The 15,431-nt window shown below is 54.5% G+C and carries 16 protein-coding genes; 8 read left to right on the forward strand and 8 right to left on the reverse strand.

What is annotated here, in order from left to right; translation table 11 throughout:
- Nucleotides 1-12 precede the first annotated feature (12 nt).
- From FRIGORI9N_RS14980 to FRIGORI9N_RS14990, 3 genes are read right to left on the reverse strand one after another with little or no spacing between them, the layout of a single operon-like run.
- A complete protein-coding gene (locus FRIGORI9N_RS14980; RefSeq protein WP_159572785.1) occupies nucleotides 13-999 on the reverse strand; it encodes a quinone oxidoreductase in 987 nt (328 codons plus the stop codon).
- On the reverse strand, nucleotides 996-1,916 hold the full coding sequence (locus tag FRIGORI9N_RS14985) for a DMT family transporter (RefSeq protein ID WP_159572787.1): 921 nt from the start codon (nucleotides 1,914-1,916) through the stop codon (nucleotides 996-998). The genes FRIGORI9N_RS14980 and FRIGORI9N_RS14985 overlap by 4 nt, the downstream gene beginning before the upstream one ends.
- 36 nt (nucleotides 1,917-1,952) lie before the next feature.
- Entirely contained in the window at nucleotides 1,953-2,816 is an 864-nt protein-coding gene (locus tag FRIGORI9N_RS14990; RefSeq protein ID WP_159572789.1) for an NAD(P)-dependent oxidoreductase, read from the reverse strand.
- A 131-nt stretch (nucleotides 2,817-2,947) separates the two neighbouring features.
- Here FRIGORI9N_RS14990 and FRIGORI9N_RS14995 point away from each other — a divergent pair, with 131 nt between their 5' ends.
- Nucleotides 2,948-3,403, forward strand: a complete 456-nt coding sequence (locus FRIGORI9N_RS14995; RefSeq protein WP_159572791.1) for a YaiI/YqxD family protein — start codon at nucleotides 2,948-2,950, stop codon at nucleotides 3,401-3,403.
- Here the strand turns inward: FRIGORI9N_RS14995 and FRIGORI9N_RS15000 are convergent.
- Genes FRIGORI9N_RS15000 through doeB2 form a run of 5 tightly spaced genes read right to left on the reverse strand, consistent with a single transcriptional unit; the run spans nucleotide 3,400 to nucleotide 8,830 of the window.
- Nucleotides 3,400-3,717 carry an EthD family reductase gene (locus FRIGORI9N_RS15000; RefSeq protein WP_159572793.1) on the reverse strand — a complete coding sequence of 106 codons (318 nt, stop codon included), beginning with the start codon at nucleotides 3,715-3,717 and terminating at the stop codon, nucleotides 3,400-3,402. The two genes, FRIGORI9N_RS14995 and FRIGORI9N_RS15000, sit on opposite strands and share 4 nt — an antisense overlap.
- A gap of 24 nt (nucleotides 3,718-3,741) precedes the next feature.
- Nucleotides 3,742-5,115: an NAD-dependent succinate-semialdehyde dehydrogenase gene (locus FRIGORI9N_RS15005; protein WP_159572795.1), complete on the reverse strand. Its 1,374-nt coding sequence runs from the start codon at nucleotides 5,113-5,115 to the stop codon at nucleotides 3,742-3,744.
- Nucleotides 5,112-6,368, reverse strand: coding sequence for an ectoine hydrolase (gene doeA / locus FRIGORI9N_RS15010; protein ID WP_159572797.1), 1,257 nt, complete (start codon nucleotides 6,366-6,368; stop codon nucleotides 5,112-5,114). Before doeA ends, FRIGORI9N_RS15005 begins: the two co-directional genes overlap by 4 nt.
- Nucleotides 6,365-7,642, reverse strand: a complete 1,278-nt coding sequence (locus tag FRIGORI9N_RS15015; protein WP_236550920.1) for an aspartate aminotransferase family protein — start codon at nucleotides 7,640-7,642, stop codon at nucleotides 6,365-6,367. Before FRIGORI9N_RS15015 ends, doeA begins: the two co-directional genes overlap by 4 nt.
- Complete coding sequence (doeB2, locus tag FRIGORI9N_RS15020) at nucleotides 7,643-8,830, reverse strand: N(2)-acetyl-L-2,4-diaminobutanoate deacetylase DoeB2 (RefSeq protein ID WP_159572799.1); 1,188 nt, start codon at nucleotides 8,828-8,830, stop codon at nucleotides 7,643-7,645.
- Between the two features lie 158 nt (nucleotides 8,831-8,988).
- Between doeB2 and FRIGORI9N_RS15025 the strand changes: the two genes are divergently transcribed.
- The 7 genes from FRIGORI9N_RS15025 (at nucleotide 8,989) to FRIGORI9N_RS15055 (ending at nucleotide 15,387) form a co-directional block, all read left to right on the forward strand.
- Nucleotides 8,989-9,702: a glycerophosphodiester phosphodiesterase family protein gene (locus FRIGORI9N_RS15025; protein ID WP_159572801.1), complete on the forward strand. Its 714-nt coding sequence runs from the start codon at nucleotides 8,989-8,991 to the stop codon at nucleotides 9,700-9,702.
- Between the two features lie 54 nt (nucleotides 9,703-9,756).
- Entirely contained in the window at nucleotides 9,757-12,393 is a 2,637-nt protein-coding gene (gene alaS, locus FRIGORI9N_RS15030; protein ID WP_159572803.1) for an alanine--tRNA ligase, read from the forward strand.
- A gap of 22 nt (nucleotides 12,394-12,415) precedes the next feature.
- Nucleotides 12,416-12,928: an NUDIX domain-containing protein gene (locus FRIGORI9N_RS15035; RefSeq protein WP_236550921.1), complete on the forward strand. Its 513-nt coding sequence runs from the start codon at nucleotides 12,416-12,418 to the stop codon at nucleotides 12,926-12,928.
- A 27-nt stretch (nucleotides 12,929-12,955) separates the two neighbouring features.
- Nucleotides 12,956-13,183, forward strand: a complete 228-nt coding sequence (locus tag FRIGORI9N_RS15040; protein ID WP_138518800.1) for a sulfurtransferase TusA family protein — start codon at nucleotides 12,956-12,958, stop codon at nucleotides 13,181-13,183.
- A gap of 15 nt (nucleotides 13,184-13,198) precedes the next feature.
- Nucleotides 13,199-13,852: a PIN domain-containing protein gene (locus tag FRIGORI9N_RS15045; protein WP_159572805.1), complete on the forward strand. Its 654-nt coding sequence runs from the start codon at nucleotides 13,199-13,201 to the stop codon at nucleotides 13,850-13,852.
- A 72-nt stretch (nucleotides 13,853-13,924) separates the two neighbouring features.
- Nucleotides 13,925-14,398 (forward strand): BLUF domain-containing protein, encoded by a 474-nt coding sequence (locus FRIGORI9N_RS15050; protein WP_159572807.1) that lies wholly within the window; start codon nucleotides 13,925-13,927, stop codon nucleotides 14,396-14,398.
- A 104-nt stretch (nucleotides 14,399-14,502) separates the two neighbouring features.
- Nucleotides 14,503-15,387, forward strand: coding sequence for an MBL fold metallo-hydrolase (locus FRIGORI9N_RS15055; RefSeq protein ID WP_236550931.1), 885 nt, complete (start codon nucleotides 14,503-14,505; stop codon nucleotides 15,385-15,387).
- The last annotated feature ends 44 nt before the right edge of the window (nucleotides 15,388-15,431 follow it).

A 15,431-nucleotide genomic window follows, 5' to 3' on the forward strand; every position in this document is an offset into this window, starting at 1 on the left:
ACTCTCAGCGCGTCAAGGAATCAACACTGTACAACCTGTTGTGCGTCGTCCTTCAAGCTCGGTATGCGCCTTCACCACATCCGCCAGCGCAAACCGCTGGTTGATTTGGATTTTCACCGCACCACTGGCCACCACGCCAAACATTTCAGCGGCACTTTCCAGCATTTCAGCCTTGTCCACTGTGAAAGAGGCAACCGTGGGGCGAGTCAGCACCAGCGAGCCACGCTCGGCCAGCCATTGCAATGGCACCGGGTCAACCTTGCCGCTGGCATTGCCAAAGCTGATCATCATGCCGCGCGGTTTCAGGCAATTCAGGGAATCCATAAACGTGGCTTTGCCCACGCTGTCGTACACCACGGGAACGCCTTTTCCGTCGGTCAGTTCCTTCACGCGATCAACAATATTTTCTTCGCTTGTAATAATCACTTCTGCGCAACCATTGGCCTTGGCCAACTCTGCTTTTTCGCGCGTGGACACGGTACCGATTACACGGACTCCAAGTGATTTTGCCCATTGTGTTGCAATTGTACCCACGCCACCTGCGGCGGCATGAAACAGAATGGTTTCGCCAGCTTGCACTTTGTACACGCGGCGCAGCAGGTATTGGGCGGTGAAGCCTTTCAGCATCATGGCCGCTGCGGTTTCAAAATCAATGCTGTCTGGAATTTTCATCAATGGGTGTGCGGGCATGTTGCGCACGGTGCAATACGAACCCACAGGGCCCGAGCCATAGGCCACGCGGTCGCCCACTTTCAGGTCAGTCACGCCTTCGCCAACCGCGCGCACAATGCCAGCGCCTTCGGTGCCGGGGCAGCACGGCAGGGGTTGTGGGTAAACACCGGTACGCCAATACACTTCGATGTAATTCAGCCCAATTGCCTTGTGTTCAATTTGAACCTCGCCAGCTTTGGGTGGGCCAACCTCGGTGTCCTCCATTTTCAGCACATCGGGTGCGCCAGGGTTGTGAAAACGGACAATTTTTGCGGGTGTTGTACTCATGTTGTTACTCCTTTTTTTGCGACTTTCTTCATGCTCAGTAGCGCCACACCCAAAATTACAAGTGCGGTTCCCACAGCATGCCAAACAGTAAATGGTTCTTTTAATATCCAGGTGCCCAGTGCAAGTGTGGCGATTGGGCCAATCATGCCCAGTTGCGACACACGTGGTGCGCCAATCAAGCTGATGGCGGTCATCACGGCAAACACGGGTACAAATGTACAAAAAACCGCATTGACCAGCGACCAACCCCACACTGGCAGTGGTTGTTCAATGATGATGCTCAGCGGTTGCTGAACATTGATTTGTATCAGTATGGCCGCAGCCGACACCAAAGTGGCCATGGCTGTAACCCGAATTGTGCCTAGGCGTTTTAGCAGCCTTTCACCCACAATCAAATAACTGGCGTAACAAATGGCCGAAACAAACACCAGCACCACGCCAAGCGCCGTGTTGTCGCCCACCAGCACCGTTTCGTGACCGTACACCACAGCCAACCCCACATAGCTGAGCGCCATGCACATGAGTTGCCAGGGTTGCGGCCATTGCTGTTTCACAATGCAGGCGATCAGCAACACGATGGATGGGTAGGTGAACAAAATAAGCCGCTCGAGCCCGGCGGTAATGTATTGCAAGCCCATGAAATCGAACAGGCTGGCCAGGTAGTATCCCAACAAGCCTGCAAGGGTAATCAAACCATAGTCTTTGCCTGTCATTTTCACTGCGTTTTTTTCGCGCAGTATCGTGAAAACGAGTGCGCCCAAAAACAGGGGTAGTGACAACAGCATGCGCATGGCCAGCAGTGTGGATGCGTCAACCGGGTAGGCATAAGCCAGTTTGACGACGATTGCCTTGCCAGAAAAAAAGATGGCGCCCAAAAGCGCCAAACCCACGCCCCAAGCCGTGGGTGATCGTTCCAATAAAGCGCGCGTTCGGCTCAAAGCTAACGCGTGCGTTTACAAACGTTTAATCAGGCTGGAGGTGTCCCAACGCTGACCGCCCATGCCCTGGACTTCAGCATAGAACTGGTCCACCAAGGCTGTCACTGGAAGTTGCGAGCCATTGCGTCGCGCTTCCTCCAACACCAGGCTTAAGTCTTTGCGCATCCAGTCCACTGCGAAACCAAAATCAAATTTGCCCTCCACCATGGTTTTTCCACGGTTGTCCATTTGCCAGCTTTGTGCTGCGCCTTTTCCGATTACTTCCAGCGCTTTGTTTACATCGAGCCCGGCATTCATGCCGAATTTCAAGGCCTCGGACAAACCTTGCAGCAAACCGGCGATACACACTTGATTCACCATTTTGGTGAGCTGCCCACTGCCTGATTCGCCCATTAAAGTGACTGCTTTGGCAAATGCAGCAATTACGTCTTTGGACTGTTCGAAGTCGCCGTGAGTTCCGCCACACATAACAGTAAGTTGACCATTTTCAGCGCCAGCCTGGCCACCAGACACCGGGGCATCGATAAATCCAAAGCCGGCATCTTTGGCCTGGTCGAATAATTCACGGGCAATTTTAGCGCTGGCGGTGGTGTGGTCGATGAACACGGAACCTGGCTTCATGCCGTGGAAGGCACCGTTGATGCCGGTGCAAATTTGGCGCAAGTCATCGTCGTTGCCCACGCAGGCGAATACGAAATCCTGGTTGGCTGCGGCTTTTTCGGGTGTGGTCGCCATTTTTCCGCCGTGCTGTGCCACCCATTTCTCGGCTTTGGCCGAGCTTCGGTTGTACACAGTGACTTCATGACCTGCCTTGGCCAAATGACCTGCCATGGGGTATCCCATTACACCCAGACCCAGAAAAGCTACTTTGAAACCCATATTACCCACCTGAAAAGTTTTAATTCTTGATTGAACTGTATCGGAATAGAACCGGTATTGCGCTTCGGATCATCCCTAGGTTTTGCGATTTGATACGATCGGGGCTTGTTGCATTTTTGCGTGGTTAAACAATGAAAATCTGGGTCGACGCCGATGCTTGCCCTGTTGCGGTGAAGGAAATTATTTTTCGTGCAGCAGATCGAGCTGGGATTGAAACCACCTTGGTGGCCAATCAGTACATTCGCACGCCACCCTCGAAATTCATCAAAATGCTGCAAGTGCCACGAGGGTTCGATGAGGCCGATGACGAGATTGTGCGCCGCGTAGAGGCTGGCAATTTGGTGATCACCAGTGACATACCGCTGGCTGCCCAACTGGTGGACAAAGGTGCGCAGGTGTTAAGCCCGCGTGGTGAAATGTTTACTGCCGAGAACATCAAGGCTTTGCACACCATGCGCGATTTCATGGACACCATGCGCGCAAGCGGGGTGGACACCGGCGGCCCGCCAGCCTACAGCCAAGCAGACCGGAAAACATTCGCGAGTCAGTTTGACCGAATCATCGCGAAGTTTCCCAAAAACATTTAGCCTTTTTCAACGGTCACTTCACTGATCACAATCACCGGGCTTGCATTGGTGTAGTTGGGAATGTCGCCCATGATTTCCTTCGAATGTGGGCCGAATGCGGCCTGGAATGCTTCCACCGAATCAACCAACAAATGGCCCATGGCCACAAAGGCAGGTGCGTCGCCCGCGCCGCCTGCCAACCCTTTGTCCACGGTGTAGTGGTGCAGGGCCTTGCCCATTTTGCTTTTTACCAAGGGCATGTGTGTGGTTTTGTAATACTCGTGGTCAAAGCTGACGCCTTGCGCATTGGGGTACATCACACTGACTTTAATCATTTTAATTTGTCTCCTCGACTGCCTCTATTTGATCCAGACCTGCTTGGCGTTAACAAACTCGCGGATGCCGTGTGGCCCAAGCTCGCGTCCATAGCCCGATTGCTTAATGCCACCACTGGGCAAACGGGGGTCGGTTTTTACAATGCCATTCACTGCAACTTGCCCGGCCTGTAATTCATTGACTGCGCGCATGGCTTTGCTGGTGCTGGCAGTCCATATACTAGATCCCAAACCATAGTTTGTGTTGTTGGCAATCGCCAAGGCTTCGTCTAAATTTTCAACTGCCATTACTGCCATCACCGGGCCGAAGGTTTCTTCTTCAAACGCACACATGCCCGGTTTCACCCCGGCCAGCAAGGTGGGCGGGTAGTGGTAGCCGGGCGCATCGGGCATTTCTCCGCCCAACAAGCACTTCGCGCCTTCCCCGATCGTTTGCTGAACTTGCCGGTGCAGGTTGTCGCGCAGGTCTTTTCGGGCAATCGGTCCAATGTCGGTTGTTGCATCCAGCGGATTACCCATTTTCAGTTTTGCAAGGCGCACTTTCAGCAAAGTGGTAAATTCTTCATACACCTTGGCTTCAATCAAAATACGTTTGGCCGCAATACAACTTTGCCCCGCATTGATAATGCGCGACAACACCACAATATCCGCTGCACGCTCAAGGTCGGCATCGGCCAGCACAATACAGGGGTCCGACCCACCCAATTCAAGCACGGCTGGTTTGAGTTCCGATGCCGCAGTGGCTGCCACTTTTCTGCCCGCTGCACTTGAACCGGTAAAGCTGACAGCCATAATTCGGGAATCACGAATGGCCTGCTCCACATGCTCGGTTCTAACCGGCAAATTCACAACCACACCAGCTGGTGCGCCCGCCTCTTTGAAAATGTCGGCCAGTGCCTGGGCTGTGGCAGGTACGTTGGGGTCGTGTTTCATCACGCAGGTGTTGCCCGCCATCAATGCTGGGGCCAGGTAGCGAAAGGCCAGCCAGGCAGGTGCATTCCACGGCAATATACCCAACAAGGTGCCCAAGGGCTGGTATTTCACATAGCTTTCAGATGCATCGGATGCGATCCATTCATCGGCCAAATGCTTGCCAGCGTGTTCGGCGTAGTATTCGCAACAGGTGGCGGCCTTCTCTACTTCTGGTCCACCCTCTTTAATCGGCTTGCCCATTTCCAGCGCCATTAATTCGGCCAGCTTGCTTTTGTGTTTGCGCAGTTGCGCGGCCACTGCGTGGAGTACCTTTCCACGCTCAGCATGCGACTTCGCCGACCATGCCGGGAAAGCGGCTGCGGCCAGGCTGATTTGCGCTGTGATTTGTTCGCTTTGCAAGGCGGCGTGTTCGGCGATTTTTTCGCCTGTGAACGGGTTGGTTGAAGTAAGCATGGCAGTGGTCATACAGCTTGGTCCTCCTGCGTGTTGGTATCAGTGGCGGCTTTTTTCTTGGTGGGTGTTGAGTTCACTGCACTCAGTGTGTGCAGGTTTTTCTCAGGCTTTACGGTGAAATCCCGATCCAGCGAGAAGAAGGATTCACAGCCGTTTTGGGTGATGATGATGCTGTCGGAAATGCCGCAGGTTTTGTCCCCATCGACACCCCACATCCACGGAATGATGTGGAAGGTCATGCCTTCTTCCAGAATGGATGATTCGCCTTGTTTCAGGCTCATGATGTAGCCTTCATCCCAACTGGGCGGGAAAGCAATGCCGATTGAATAACCTGAGCGGGTAATCAGCCGTGCCCCCACATCGTTGTGGGTGATGATGTTGCGAATCATGTTGTCGGCATCAGAAACTGTCATGCCAGGTTGCACAAATTCATGCACCGCATTCAACGCTTCTTTCATGGTTTCTTGGGCCTTGAACATCGAATCGCTGAGCTCTCCCAGCACCACAGTGCGCATCATGGCGGTGTGGTAGCGTCGATAGCAGCCACCTACCTCAAGAAACACATGCTCGCCGGGTTTTACCACGCGGCCTTCCCAGGTGGCGTGGCCTATCATGGTGCGTGGCCCGCTGGTGACATAGGGCATCACAGAGGGGGGTTCGCCCCCGGCTTTGAACATGGCTGAAGAAATGGCTGCACCAATGTCGTTTTCGGTCACACCCGCAGCGCACGCTTCAAGGCCAGCCTTCATGCCAGCTTCAGTGGCATGTGCGGCTTTGCGCATCAGTTCAATTTCAACGGGTGACTTGCGCAGGCGGCCTTGCTCCACAATTCCGAAACAGTCCAGCAGCTTGCCCTTGTTCAAACGGGTGTGTACGAAATCTTGTTGATACGCCGGGAAAAAGTAGCTGTTGCGCTCGTAGCCAATTCGTTTGTCAATCAGTTTGAATTCGCGCAGTGCATCCAGCAGCATTTGAATCGCATCACCGGTGTCCGGGTAGGGCCGTGATTGTTCCACCCAGGTGCGCGCAAACACATTCGATTCTTCCAGCGCACGCGTGATCATGAAGGGTTCATCTTCAAGCGGCACCACCAGTGCCTGAAAAAACGAGTACCCGGTGGTTTGGTAATCCGTCAGGTACATGATGTTTTCCGGGTCGGTAATGACCACTGCATCCAGCCTGCGCTGCGCAATTCGTGTGCGCAATTCCGAGATGCGGCGCTCGTATTCCTCGAAAGGAAAGGTCATGTCATCGCGTTTTCTCATGCAGCCTCCAGTGCGCGGTTGACCGCTTTGATCAAGGTGTTCAAACCTTCTTCAAGATCTGCATCCGGAATGGTCAACGGCGGAATCAGTTTGATCACCCGCCCGCCAGTGCCGCAGCTGGCAATCATGAGTCCATCTTCAAAACACTGGTTCACAATGGCTTTGGACACTTCTGTACTGCCCACATTCAAGCCCAGAATCATGCCTTTGCCCGTCAACTCAAGCGCAGGGTGGCGGTCTACCAGGCCTTTCATGGCAGCGTGCATCACCTTGGCTTTGCGTTTTACCTCGTTCATCAACGCATTATTCTCGAAGTAAGTCAGCGCTTCCCGCCCGGCGACGAATGACAGGTTTTGCCCCCGGAATGTGCCTGTGTGTTCGCCCGGTGCCCAGTGTTTGTCAATTTCTGGTTTCACCAGGTTCAGCGCCATGGGTGTGCCCCAGCCGCCAACGCCTTTGGCCAGGCACACAATGTCGGGATCAAGACCCAAATCATCGAAGCTGAAGTACGTGCCGGTGCGGCCACAGCCCACTTGAATGTCGTCGATGATCAGTAGGGCTCCCACTTCTTTGGCAAGGGTCTGCAATTGCTGCAACCACTTGGCGCTGGCCACTTTCACACCGCCTTCTGCCTGAATGGTTTCAATCAAGAATGCAGCAGGTGGCGCCACACCGCTGGAGGTGTCGGCATACAGCGCGCGCATGCGCTCAATGCTTTCGTCGCCACAGCCCAAGGTGCAGCCTTTGCACAAAGTTTCACAACCAAAGGCCTGGTGGGTAACGTGTTGAAGTGGCACACCAGCAGCGCCGCGAAAGTAGGCGTTGGCGGTGCAGGCCAGCGAACCCAGTGTCATGCCGTGAAAGCCATGCGAGAACGACACAATTTGTTGGCGGCCAGTAACACGGCGTGCAATTTTCAAAGCCGCCTCAACCGAGTTGGTGCCAGTGGGGCCCATGAACTGCATTTTGTGCGGCATGTTGCGCGGTTTGAGCACCACGTCTTCAAACTTCTCAATGAATGCGCGTTTGGCCACCGTGGCCATGTCCAGGCTGTGGGTTACGCCATTGGATTGAATGTACTCAACCACGGCCTTTTGCATGCGCTCATTGTTGTGACCAAAATTCAGCACGCCGGCACCTGCAAAAAAGTCGATGTATTCCTTGCCGCTTTCGTCGGTCTGGCGGGCATTCAATGCCTTGTCAAACACCACGGGGTAGGTGCGGCTGTAGCCGCGTACATCGCTTTCTCGTCTCTCGAAAGTTTGCATGGTCATTTACATCACTCCTTCTTGTTGTGTTGATTGGGGTGCGCCTACCAACCGCGCATACAGACGGGTGACTGGCTCAATCAGATCATCATTAAAATCGTAGAACGGGCTGTGGCAGGGGTGGGCACGTTGCTCAGGCACGCCAGCCCCGATCAATGCAAACGCGCCCGGTATTTCTTGCAGGTAATAGCTGAAGTCCTCCGAGGCCATGATTGGCACGGGGATCTTCGTGTCGAGTGCATCGTTGCCATTTTGTTTGCACCACGTTTCCCGCAAATAGCTGGCCTGTTTGGCATGGTTCACAGTCGCGTTGTATCTCGGTTGTATCGCTACTTCAGCGCTTACGCCATGGGCCCGCGCAGTGTGCTCGACCACCTCGACAATCAAGGCATTGATCGCGTCACGCGTGGCATTGTCGGGCACGCGAATGCTGCCACCCAGCACAGCCTGCTGCGGAATCACCGTGAATCCACTGGGTGCGTCGAATGAAGTGACGCTGAGCACGGCTGCCTGCTGGGGTGCAAGCCTGCGTGCAACCACCTGTTGCAGTGCCTGCACCATGGCGCTGCCTGCAAGCACAGGGTCTCGGCACAATTCCGGTTGGCTGGCGTGTCCGCCCTGGCCGGTGACAGTTATTTCGAATGTGCCATTTCCACACATCACGATGCCGTCTGGGCACACCATTTTTCCGTACGGGATGGCTGGCCAGTTGTGCCAGCCGTAAATTTCGTCAATGCCTTCCAGTGCGCCATCTTCAATCATGCGCAAGGCACCGTGACCACCTTCCTCGGCGGGTTGAAATATCAGGGTGACAGGCCCTGGCAGCGCGTATTCAACGCTTTTCAGATACCGGGCGGTGGCTACTAGCACCGCGGTGTGCCCGTCATGCCCACAGGCATGCATGCAGCCCATTTGTCGGGAAGCCCAGGTTTTACCGGTTTGCTCATGGATGGGTAGCGCGTCAATGTCGCCGCGCAAGGCAATGTGCGGGCTGCTCGAAGAACTGGCGCCAATATTAAGGCGCGCCAGTGTCCCGGTACCCGCGCAGGGCGTCCATTCAATGTTCATGTCACTTAGCGCTGTGCGAATTTTCTGCGCAGTGCGTGTTTCCTGCCAGCTCAACTCAGGCTCGCTGTGTAGCTCTCGCCTGAAATCGATGGCCTGGCGAATCGTGTTTTGCCAGAACGCGGACATTGCCCTCCCTGTGCTATTGGGTAGCTCTTTACCGTAACATAAGTAGGGACTTTGCTTAAACCGTTGAAGTTCCGGGATTACCCTTTATAAAATGAATTAAATTGCTTTGACCAAGCTGAGTCTAGGTCAAGGCCTTGATACCTTTGGATGTCGATAAAATGGAATTGTGGGCACACCGCGGTAGCGGAAAAGGTGAACTTGAAAACACCTTGAAAGGTTTTGATATTGCACGAAATGCGGGATTCAAAGCTGTTGAATTTGACGTGATGTTGACCGCCGACGGGACCCCCATGATTCACCACGACTGGGTAATGGGTCGATGCGCGCGGTCTGTTGACCCGGCTATGGCCGCCACCGATTCACTGACCCGTTTCAACAGCCTTCGGGCCCGCGACCTTCGGCATTACGCCGTGCAAGGCGAACCCATACCCAGCCTTGCGCAAACCATCGAGTTTTGTTTAACCCATGGCATGCGCGCCAATGTGGAATTGAAAGCCACCCACCCCGCCAATGCAATTGCCCTGGGCAAGGCAGTGCGGGCGGCCATTGAGGCCTTGCCGCTTGAACAACAACAGCACGTTGCCCGGCACTGGGTGTTCTCCAGCTTTTACCACGCCAGCCTGCTGCCTTTGCAGGGGTTCGACATTGCCTTGCTGTACGAACAGCTGCCCGACAATTGGGCGCTGCATGCCGATGCGCTGGCTGCAACTGCCATTCACCTGCACTGGCGCGGGGCTGACCCAACGGCCTTGCGCCGCATACACACCACCGGGCGGGTGGTTCGGGTTTACACCGTGAACGATCCGGAACAGGCGAAAACGCTGCAAGCCTTGGGTGTAAAAGGGCTTTTTACTGATCGAATGACCTTATAATCGAGGGTTAAACCAAAAACCGCACGCCGCTTTATTCAGGAAGGTAGCTCCAACATGAAAGTCGCTGATATCCGCGAAAAGTTTCTTGATTTCTTTGCCAGCAAAGGTCACGCCAAAGTGCCTTCCAGCAGCCTGGTGCCGGGCAACGACCCCACCCTGTTGTTTACCAACAGCGGCATGGTGCAGTTCAAAGACGTATTCACTGGCAAAGACAAGCGCCCCTACACCCGTGCCACGTCCAGCCAGCGCTCTGTTCGCGCAGGCGGCAAGCACAACGACCTGGAAAACGTGGGCTACACCGCGCGCCACCACACCTTCTTTGAAATGCTGGGTAATTTCAGCTTTGGCGATTACTTCAAGGAAAACGCCATTCAGTACGCCTGGGAATTGCTGACCACGGTGTACAAGCTGCCTGCCGAGCGTTTGTACGTGACCGTGTACCAAGAAGACGACGAAGCCTACAACATTTGGAACAAGCAAGTGGGTGTGCCCGCCGAGCGAATTATCCGCATTGGTGACAACAAGGGCGCGCGCTATGCGTCCGACAACTTCTGGCAAATGGCTGACACCGGCCCTTGCGGACCCTGTACTGAAATTTTTTATGACCACGGCCCTGAAGTGTGGGGTGGCCCACCCGGAAGCGCCGAAGAAGACGGTGACCGCTACATCGAAGTGTGGAACCTGGTGTTCATGCAGTTCGATCGCAGCGCCGACGGCGTGCTGCACCCGCTACCCAAGCCCTGTGTAGACACCGGCATGGGCCTGGAACGCATTGCGGCCGTGTTGCAGCATGTGCACAGCAACTATGAAATTGACCTGTTCCAAACCCTGATCAAAGCGGCTGCGCGAGAAGTGACAGCACAAGGCCATGCAGTGGAGTTGACCAACAATTCCCTGCGTGTAATCGCTGACCACATTCGTGCCTGTTCATTCCTGGTGGTCGACGGGGTTATTCCCGGCAACGAGGGCCGTGGCTATGTGTTGCGCCGAATCATTCGCCGCGCCATTCGCCACGGTTACAAGCTGGGTTGCCGCAAGCCATTCTTCAATGCAATGGTGCCCGATCTGGTTTCTGAAATGGGCGAAGCCTATTCCGAACTGGCCAAGGCGGCAGCACAGGTACAAAGCATTTTGAAAGCCGAAGAAGAGCGCTTCTTCGAGACCATTGAAAACGGCATGGCGATTTTGGATTCTGCGTTGGGCGCCTTGCAAAAGGGCGGCATGCTAGACGGTGAAACTGCATTCAAACTGCACGACACCTACGGCTTTCCGCTGGACCTTACCGCCGATGTGTGTCGCGAGCGTGAAATGAGCGTGGACGAAGCTGCGTTTGATACGGCAATGAACAAGCAAAAACAGCAGGCCCGTGCCGCGGGCAAGTTCAAGATGGACGCCGATTTGGCCTACAGCGGTGTGTCCACCGAATTCAAAGGTTATGAGCAGCTTGAAGTGGCCAATGCCCGTATCACCGCAATTTATGTGAATGGCACTTCGGTGAGCAGCATTGCCGCTGGTCAGCAAGGCATCATCGTGCTGGACCAAACACCTTTCTATGCAGAAAGCGGTGGCCAGGTGGGCGATCAGGGTGAAATTTCCAGCGGTTCAGCTTGCCTGAATTTGTTCCGCGTTGCAGATACCCAAAAAATTCAAGCCAGCGTGTTTGGCCACCACGGTGAATTGGTGACCGGCGAACTGAAAGTGGGCGACGCCGTGGGCGCGCAGGTTGATCACTACCAGCGCAACCGCACCATTCGCAACCACAGCGCCACACACCTTATGCACAAAGCCTTGCGCGAGGTATTGGGTGAACACGTTAGCCAGAAAGGCTCGCTGGTGGACGCCGACAAAACCCGCTTTGACTTTGCGCACCACAGCGCCATGACCCCCGAGCAAATTGCGCAGGTAGAGCGCATTGTGAACGAAGAAATTCTGGCCAATGCCCAAACGCAGGCCCGCGTCATGGATATTGAAAGCGCAAAAAGCGCGGGTGCCATGATGTTGTTTGGCGAGAAGTACGGCGACACCGTGCGTGTGCTCGACATTGGTTCCTCGCGCGAATTGTGCGGCGGAACCCACGTGCAGCGCACGGGCGACATTGGCCTGTTCAAAATTACCAGCGAAAGCGGCGTGGCAGCGGGCATTCGCCGCGTGGAAGCCACCACCGGTTTGGGTGCCATGGAATTTGCCCAGAAAGCACAGGCTCAGGTGGATGCCATTGCGCAAAGCCTGCGCGTGCCTGCAACTGAAGCCACCGCAAAAATTGGCCAGATCATGGACCAGGTGAAAAACCTGGAAAAAGAACTGGACCGTTTGAAAAGCAAGCTGGCGGCCAGCCAGGGCGACGACCTGGCCGGGCAGGCCGTGGATGTAGATGGCGTGAAAGTGCTGGCTGCCAAGCTGGAAGGCGCAGATGTCAAACAGCTGCGTGAAGCGGCCGACAAACTGCGCGACAAACTGGGCAATGCTGCATTGGTACTGGCCACTGTGCTGGACGGTAAGGTCAGCTTGATCGCCTCGGTCAGCAAAGACGCCACCGCGAAAGTGAAGGCGGGTGACTTGGTCAACTTTGTGGCCCAGCAGGTGGGCGGCAAAGGCGGTGGGCGCCCCGACATGGCACAAGCAGGTGGAACACAGCCTGAGCACCTGGATGCCGCGCTGGCCAGCGTTGTTGAATGGGTGAAGGGCAAATAAGAGGCAAATAAGAAGCGAATCAATGAGCAAAGCCATTTATCAGTACTGCCCCATGTGCGCCACCAAGCTGCACGAATTGCAGCATTCCGGCCAATCGAGAATGGCCTGTGGTGCGTGTGGTTTTGTGCAGTGGGGCAACCCGGTGCCTGTGGTGGCCGCTTTGGTGGAATACGAAGACAAAGTGCTGTTGGCCCGCAATGTGGCCTGGCCCGCGCATTTTTACGCGCTGATTACCGGCTTTTTGGAACGCGATGAAACACCAGAGCAAGGTGCCATTCGTGAATTGAAGGAGGAAACCAATCTGGACGCCGTGGAAAGCAGCCTGATTGGCGTTTACCCCTTTCCCATGAAAAATGAAGTGATCATTTGTTATCACATCAAGGCGGTGGGGCAAATCAATTTGTCGGAAGAACTGGCCGATTACAAACTGGTCGAGCCTGCAGAGCTGCGCCCTTGGCGCATGGGCACAGGGCTGGCCATGGCAGATTGGTTAAGTGCACGTCAGCTGCCTGTCAACTGGATTGAATTAAAATAAGCGTAGTAAACCAAGGAGTGAAGAGACATGAATTTTGACCGTGAAGTGGATGCAAGCGGCTTGAACTGCCCCCTGCCCATCTTGAGAACCAAAAAAGCCCTGGCAGAAATGCAAAGCGGGCAAGTGCTCAAAGTGACTTCCACCGACCCAGGTTCTGTGCGCGATTTCGCGATGTTCGCCAAGCAAACCGGCAATGAGCTGGTGGAGCAGGCCGACCAGTCAGGCTCATTCATCTTTTACATGAAACGTCGTTAAATTGGTTGGTACCTCGTGAGCGTCCTTCTCGGCAAGCCCGAGGTGCCCAAGCATTGGCTACTGGATGCCAATGTTATTTTCTCGGAATGGACTCGCTGGCTTTTGGTGGCCCTGGCTGAACATCACAACGCGACGCTGTATTGGACCCCCCACATCGAAAGTGAGTGTTACCGAAACCTGGTGCGCCTGGGTCGCTTACACCCGCAAGATGCTGACATTGAGCGCGCAGAATTGCCGGCCCGCTTGAACGCGACATTGTTGCCGCAGGCGCATGAACCGTACCTGGCAGATGTTCGGCAGGTGGACGAAAAAGACCGGCATGTGGCCGCTTCAGCCCTGGCCCTGCGCCACAAAGTTCAGCAACCGGTGGGCCTTCTGACCTGGAACTTGAGAGACTTCCCGAGAAAGCCCTTGTTAAAGCTGGGTTTGGTTCGCCTTTGTCCAGATGAATTGTGCATTGAACTCGTAAAAACCAAGGCAGAAACTCAAGCAATCCTGCTGCATGCCCTGGAGTTGATGCAAAACAGTTTTGGACTTCGTCCACCTCAAAACCCGACAAACTATCAAACAAAAGCCATGCCATTGCCGCAAAACGACAATGAATGGTTTGATTTCCTTGCCCGAAACCGCATGCACAAAACTGCCAGGCGCCTTTCCCGTCCACATTGACTACCCCGTTCTGGTTAGTTAGATTAAGCCACGGGCGTCATATGATTGTCTGACACATATCCTTGGAATTGTATGCTGCGACTAATTTACACGTCTGTTCAGGCGCCTGGTTTTGACCGTCAGGCCTTTGAGCACTTGTGTGATCAAGCCGCCCGAAACAACAGGCGACTGGGTATTGAAGGCCTGCTGCTGTGCAACGGGGTGGAATTTATGCAGTGCCTGGAAGGTCCACGGGAGTCGGTGGCGGCAGTCTATACAAAAATAGTGAAAGACCCCAGACATTCCGATATTCGCTTACTGGTTTCCGAGGTTACGAACGAGTTGATGTTTGAAAAATGGTCCATGGTGGGCCTGGGCACCAAGCCACAATCCGAGTTGAGCGGAGAGTCTATCGCGTATACACTGCTTGATCATCGCCTGTACCGGCCTTGGCGTTCTTTGGGTTTGGGTGCAGCCGATTTGATTTATGAATACGCCAAAGTCAAAGCCGAGCTCGAGAAAGCAGGTGAAATGGGTCTGCTGGGCAAAGTATTTGATGTGTATTAACCCAGAAGCAAACAGGTCGCAGTATGACAATTCGTTCTTTTCTTCACACAATTCCCCTCGCGTTAATGTTCCCCCTTGCAGTTCAGGCCCAAGGCTTGGTTAAAGTGACCCCTTTGGGCGGTCAAGAGGGCGAATTTTGCCGGTTTGACCGCGCCATGATTTTCGAGGACCCCAATGGCACCCGAATTTTGTACGATGCGGGCCGCACCGTTGCCGGTGCCGAAGACCCGCGTTTGGGCAAAATTGATGTGGTGTTGGTCAGCCACATGCACGGTGACCACTTGGGCGATCGGCACAACCCGGCGCCCAACGCCGGCAGTTGCGACAAGCCCGACATTTCAGTCAGTGCCGTGCCCAATTCCAACAGTGTGAACATCGCAGTAAAAACAGGTGCAAAAATTGTGACCGGCAGTGAAATGCCATCCTTCTTTGCCGCGAAGCTGAAACAGGCCGGTGGTGACGAGAAGAACTCGGTGCTGGTTCGTTTCGGTGCCATGCAAACCATCAATGGTGTCGGCATTACCACGGTACCTGCTGCACACAGCAATGGCATTGCCGGCGATTTTGTCGGGCAACGTTTGGGTGAGTTGCTGAAAGAAACCGGCATTACCGCCTACGCAGGGCCACCCACAGGTTATGTGGTGAAATTCAGCAACGGTTTGTCGGTGTACCTGAGCGGCGATACCGGCATTACAGGTGAGCAAAAAGAAGTGGTGGGCGAGTACTACAAACCCCAGTTGGCGGTGATGAACATTGGCGACACCTTTACCACTGGCCCCCGTGAAGCGGCCTATGTGGTGAACAAACTGGTAGAACCCAAGGCCGTGATTGCTTCACATGCCAACGAAGTGGCGACCGAAAACGGCAAGGTAATTGCAGGTACCAAAACCGAGCAATTCATGAAAGCCAGCAAGGTGCCAGTGCATGTGCCTTTGAGTGGAAAAACCATGAGCTTTGATGGCAAAGGAAAGTGCACGGCGGGTTGCTAATCCTACCGTGGTGGTGAATAAAAAAAGAGCACCGATTGGTGCTC

The organism is Limnobacter sp. 130, from assembly GCF_902506325.1.
In the GTDB taxonomy this organism is placed as follows: Bacteria; Pseudomonadota; Gammaproteobacteria; order Burkholderiales; family Burkholderiaceae_B; genus Limnobacter.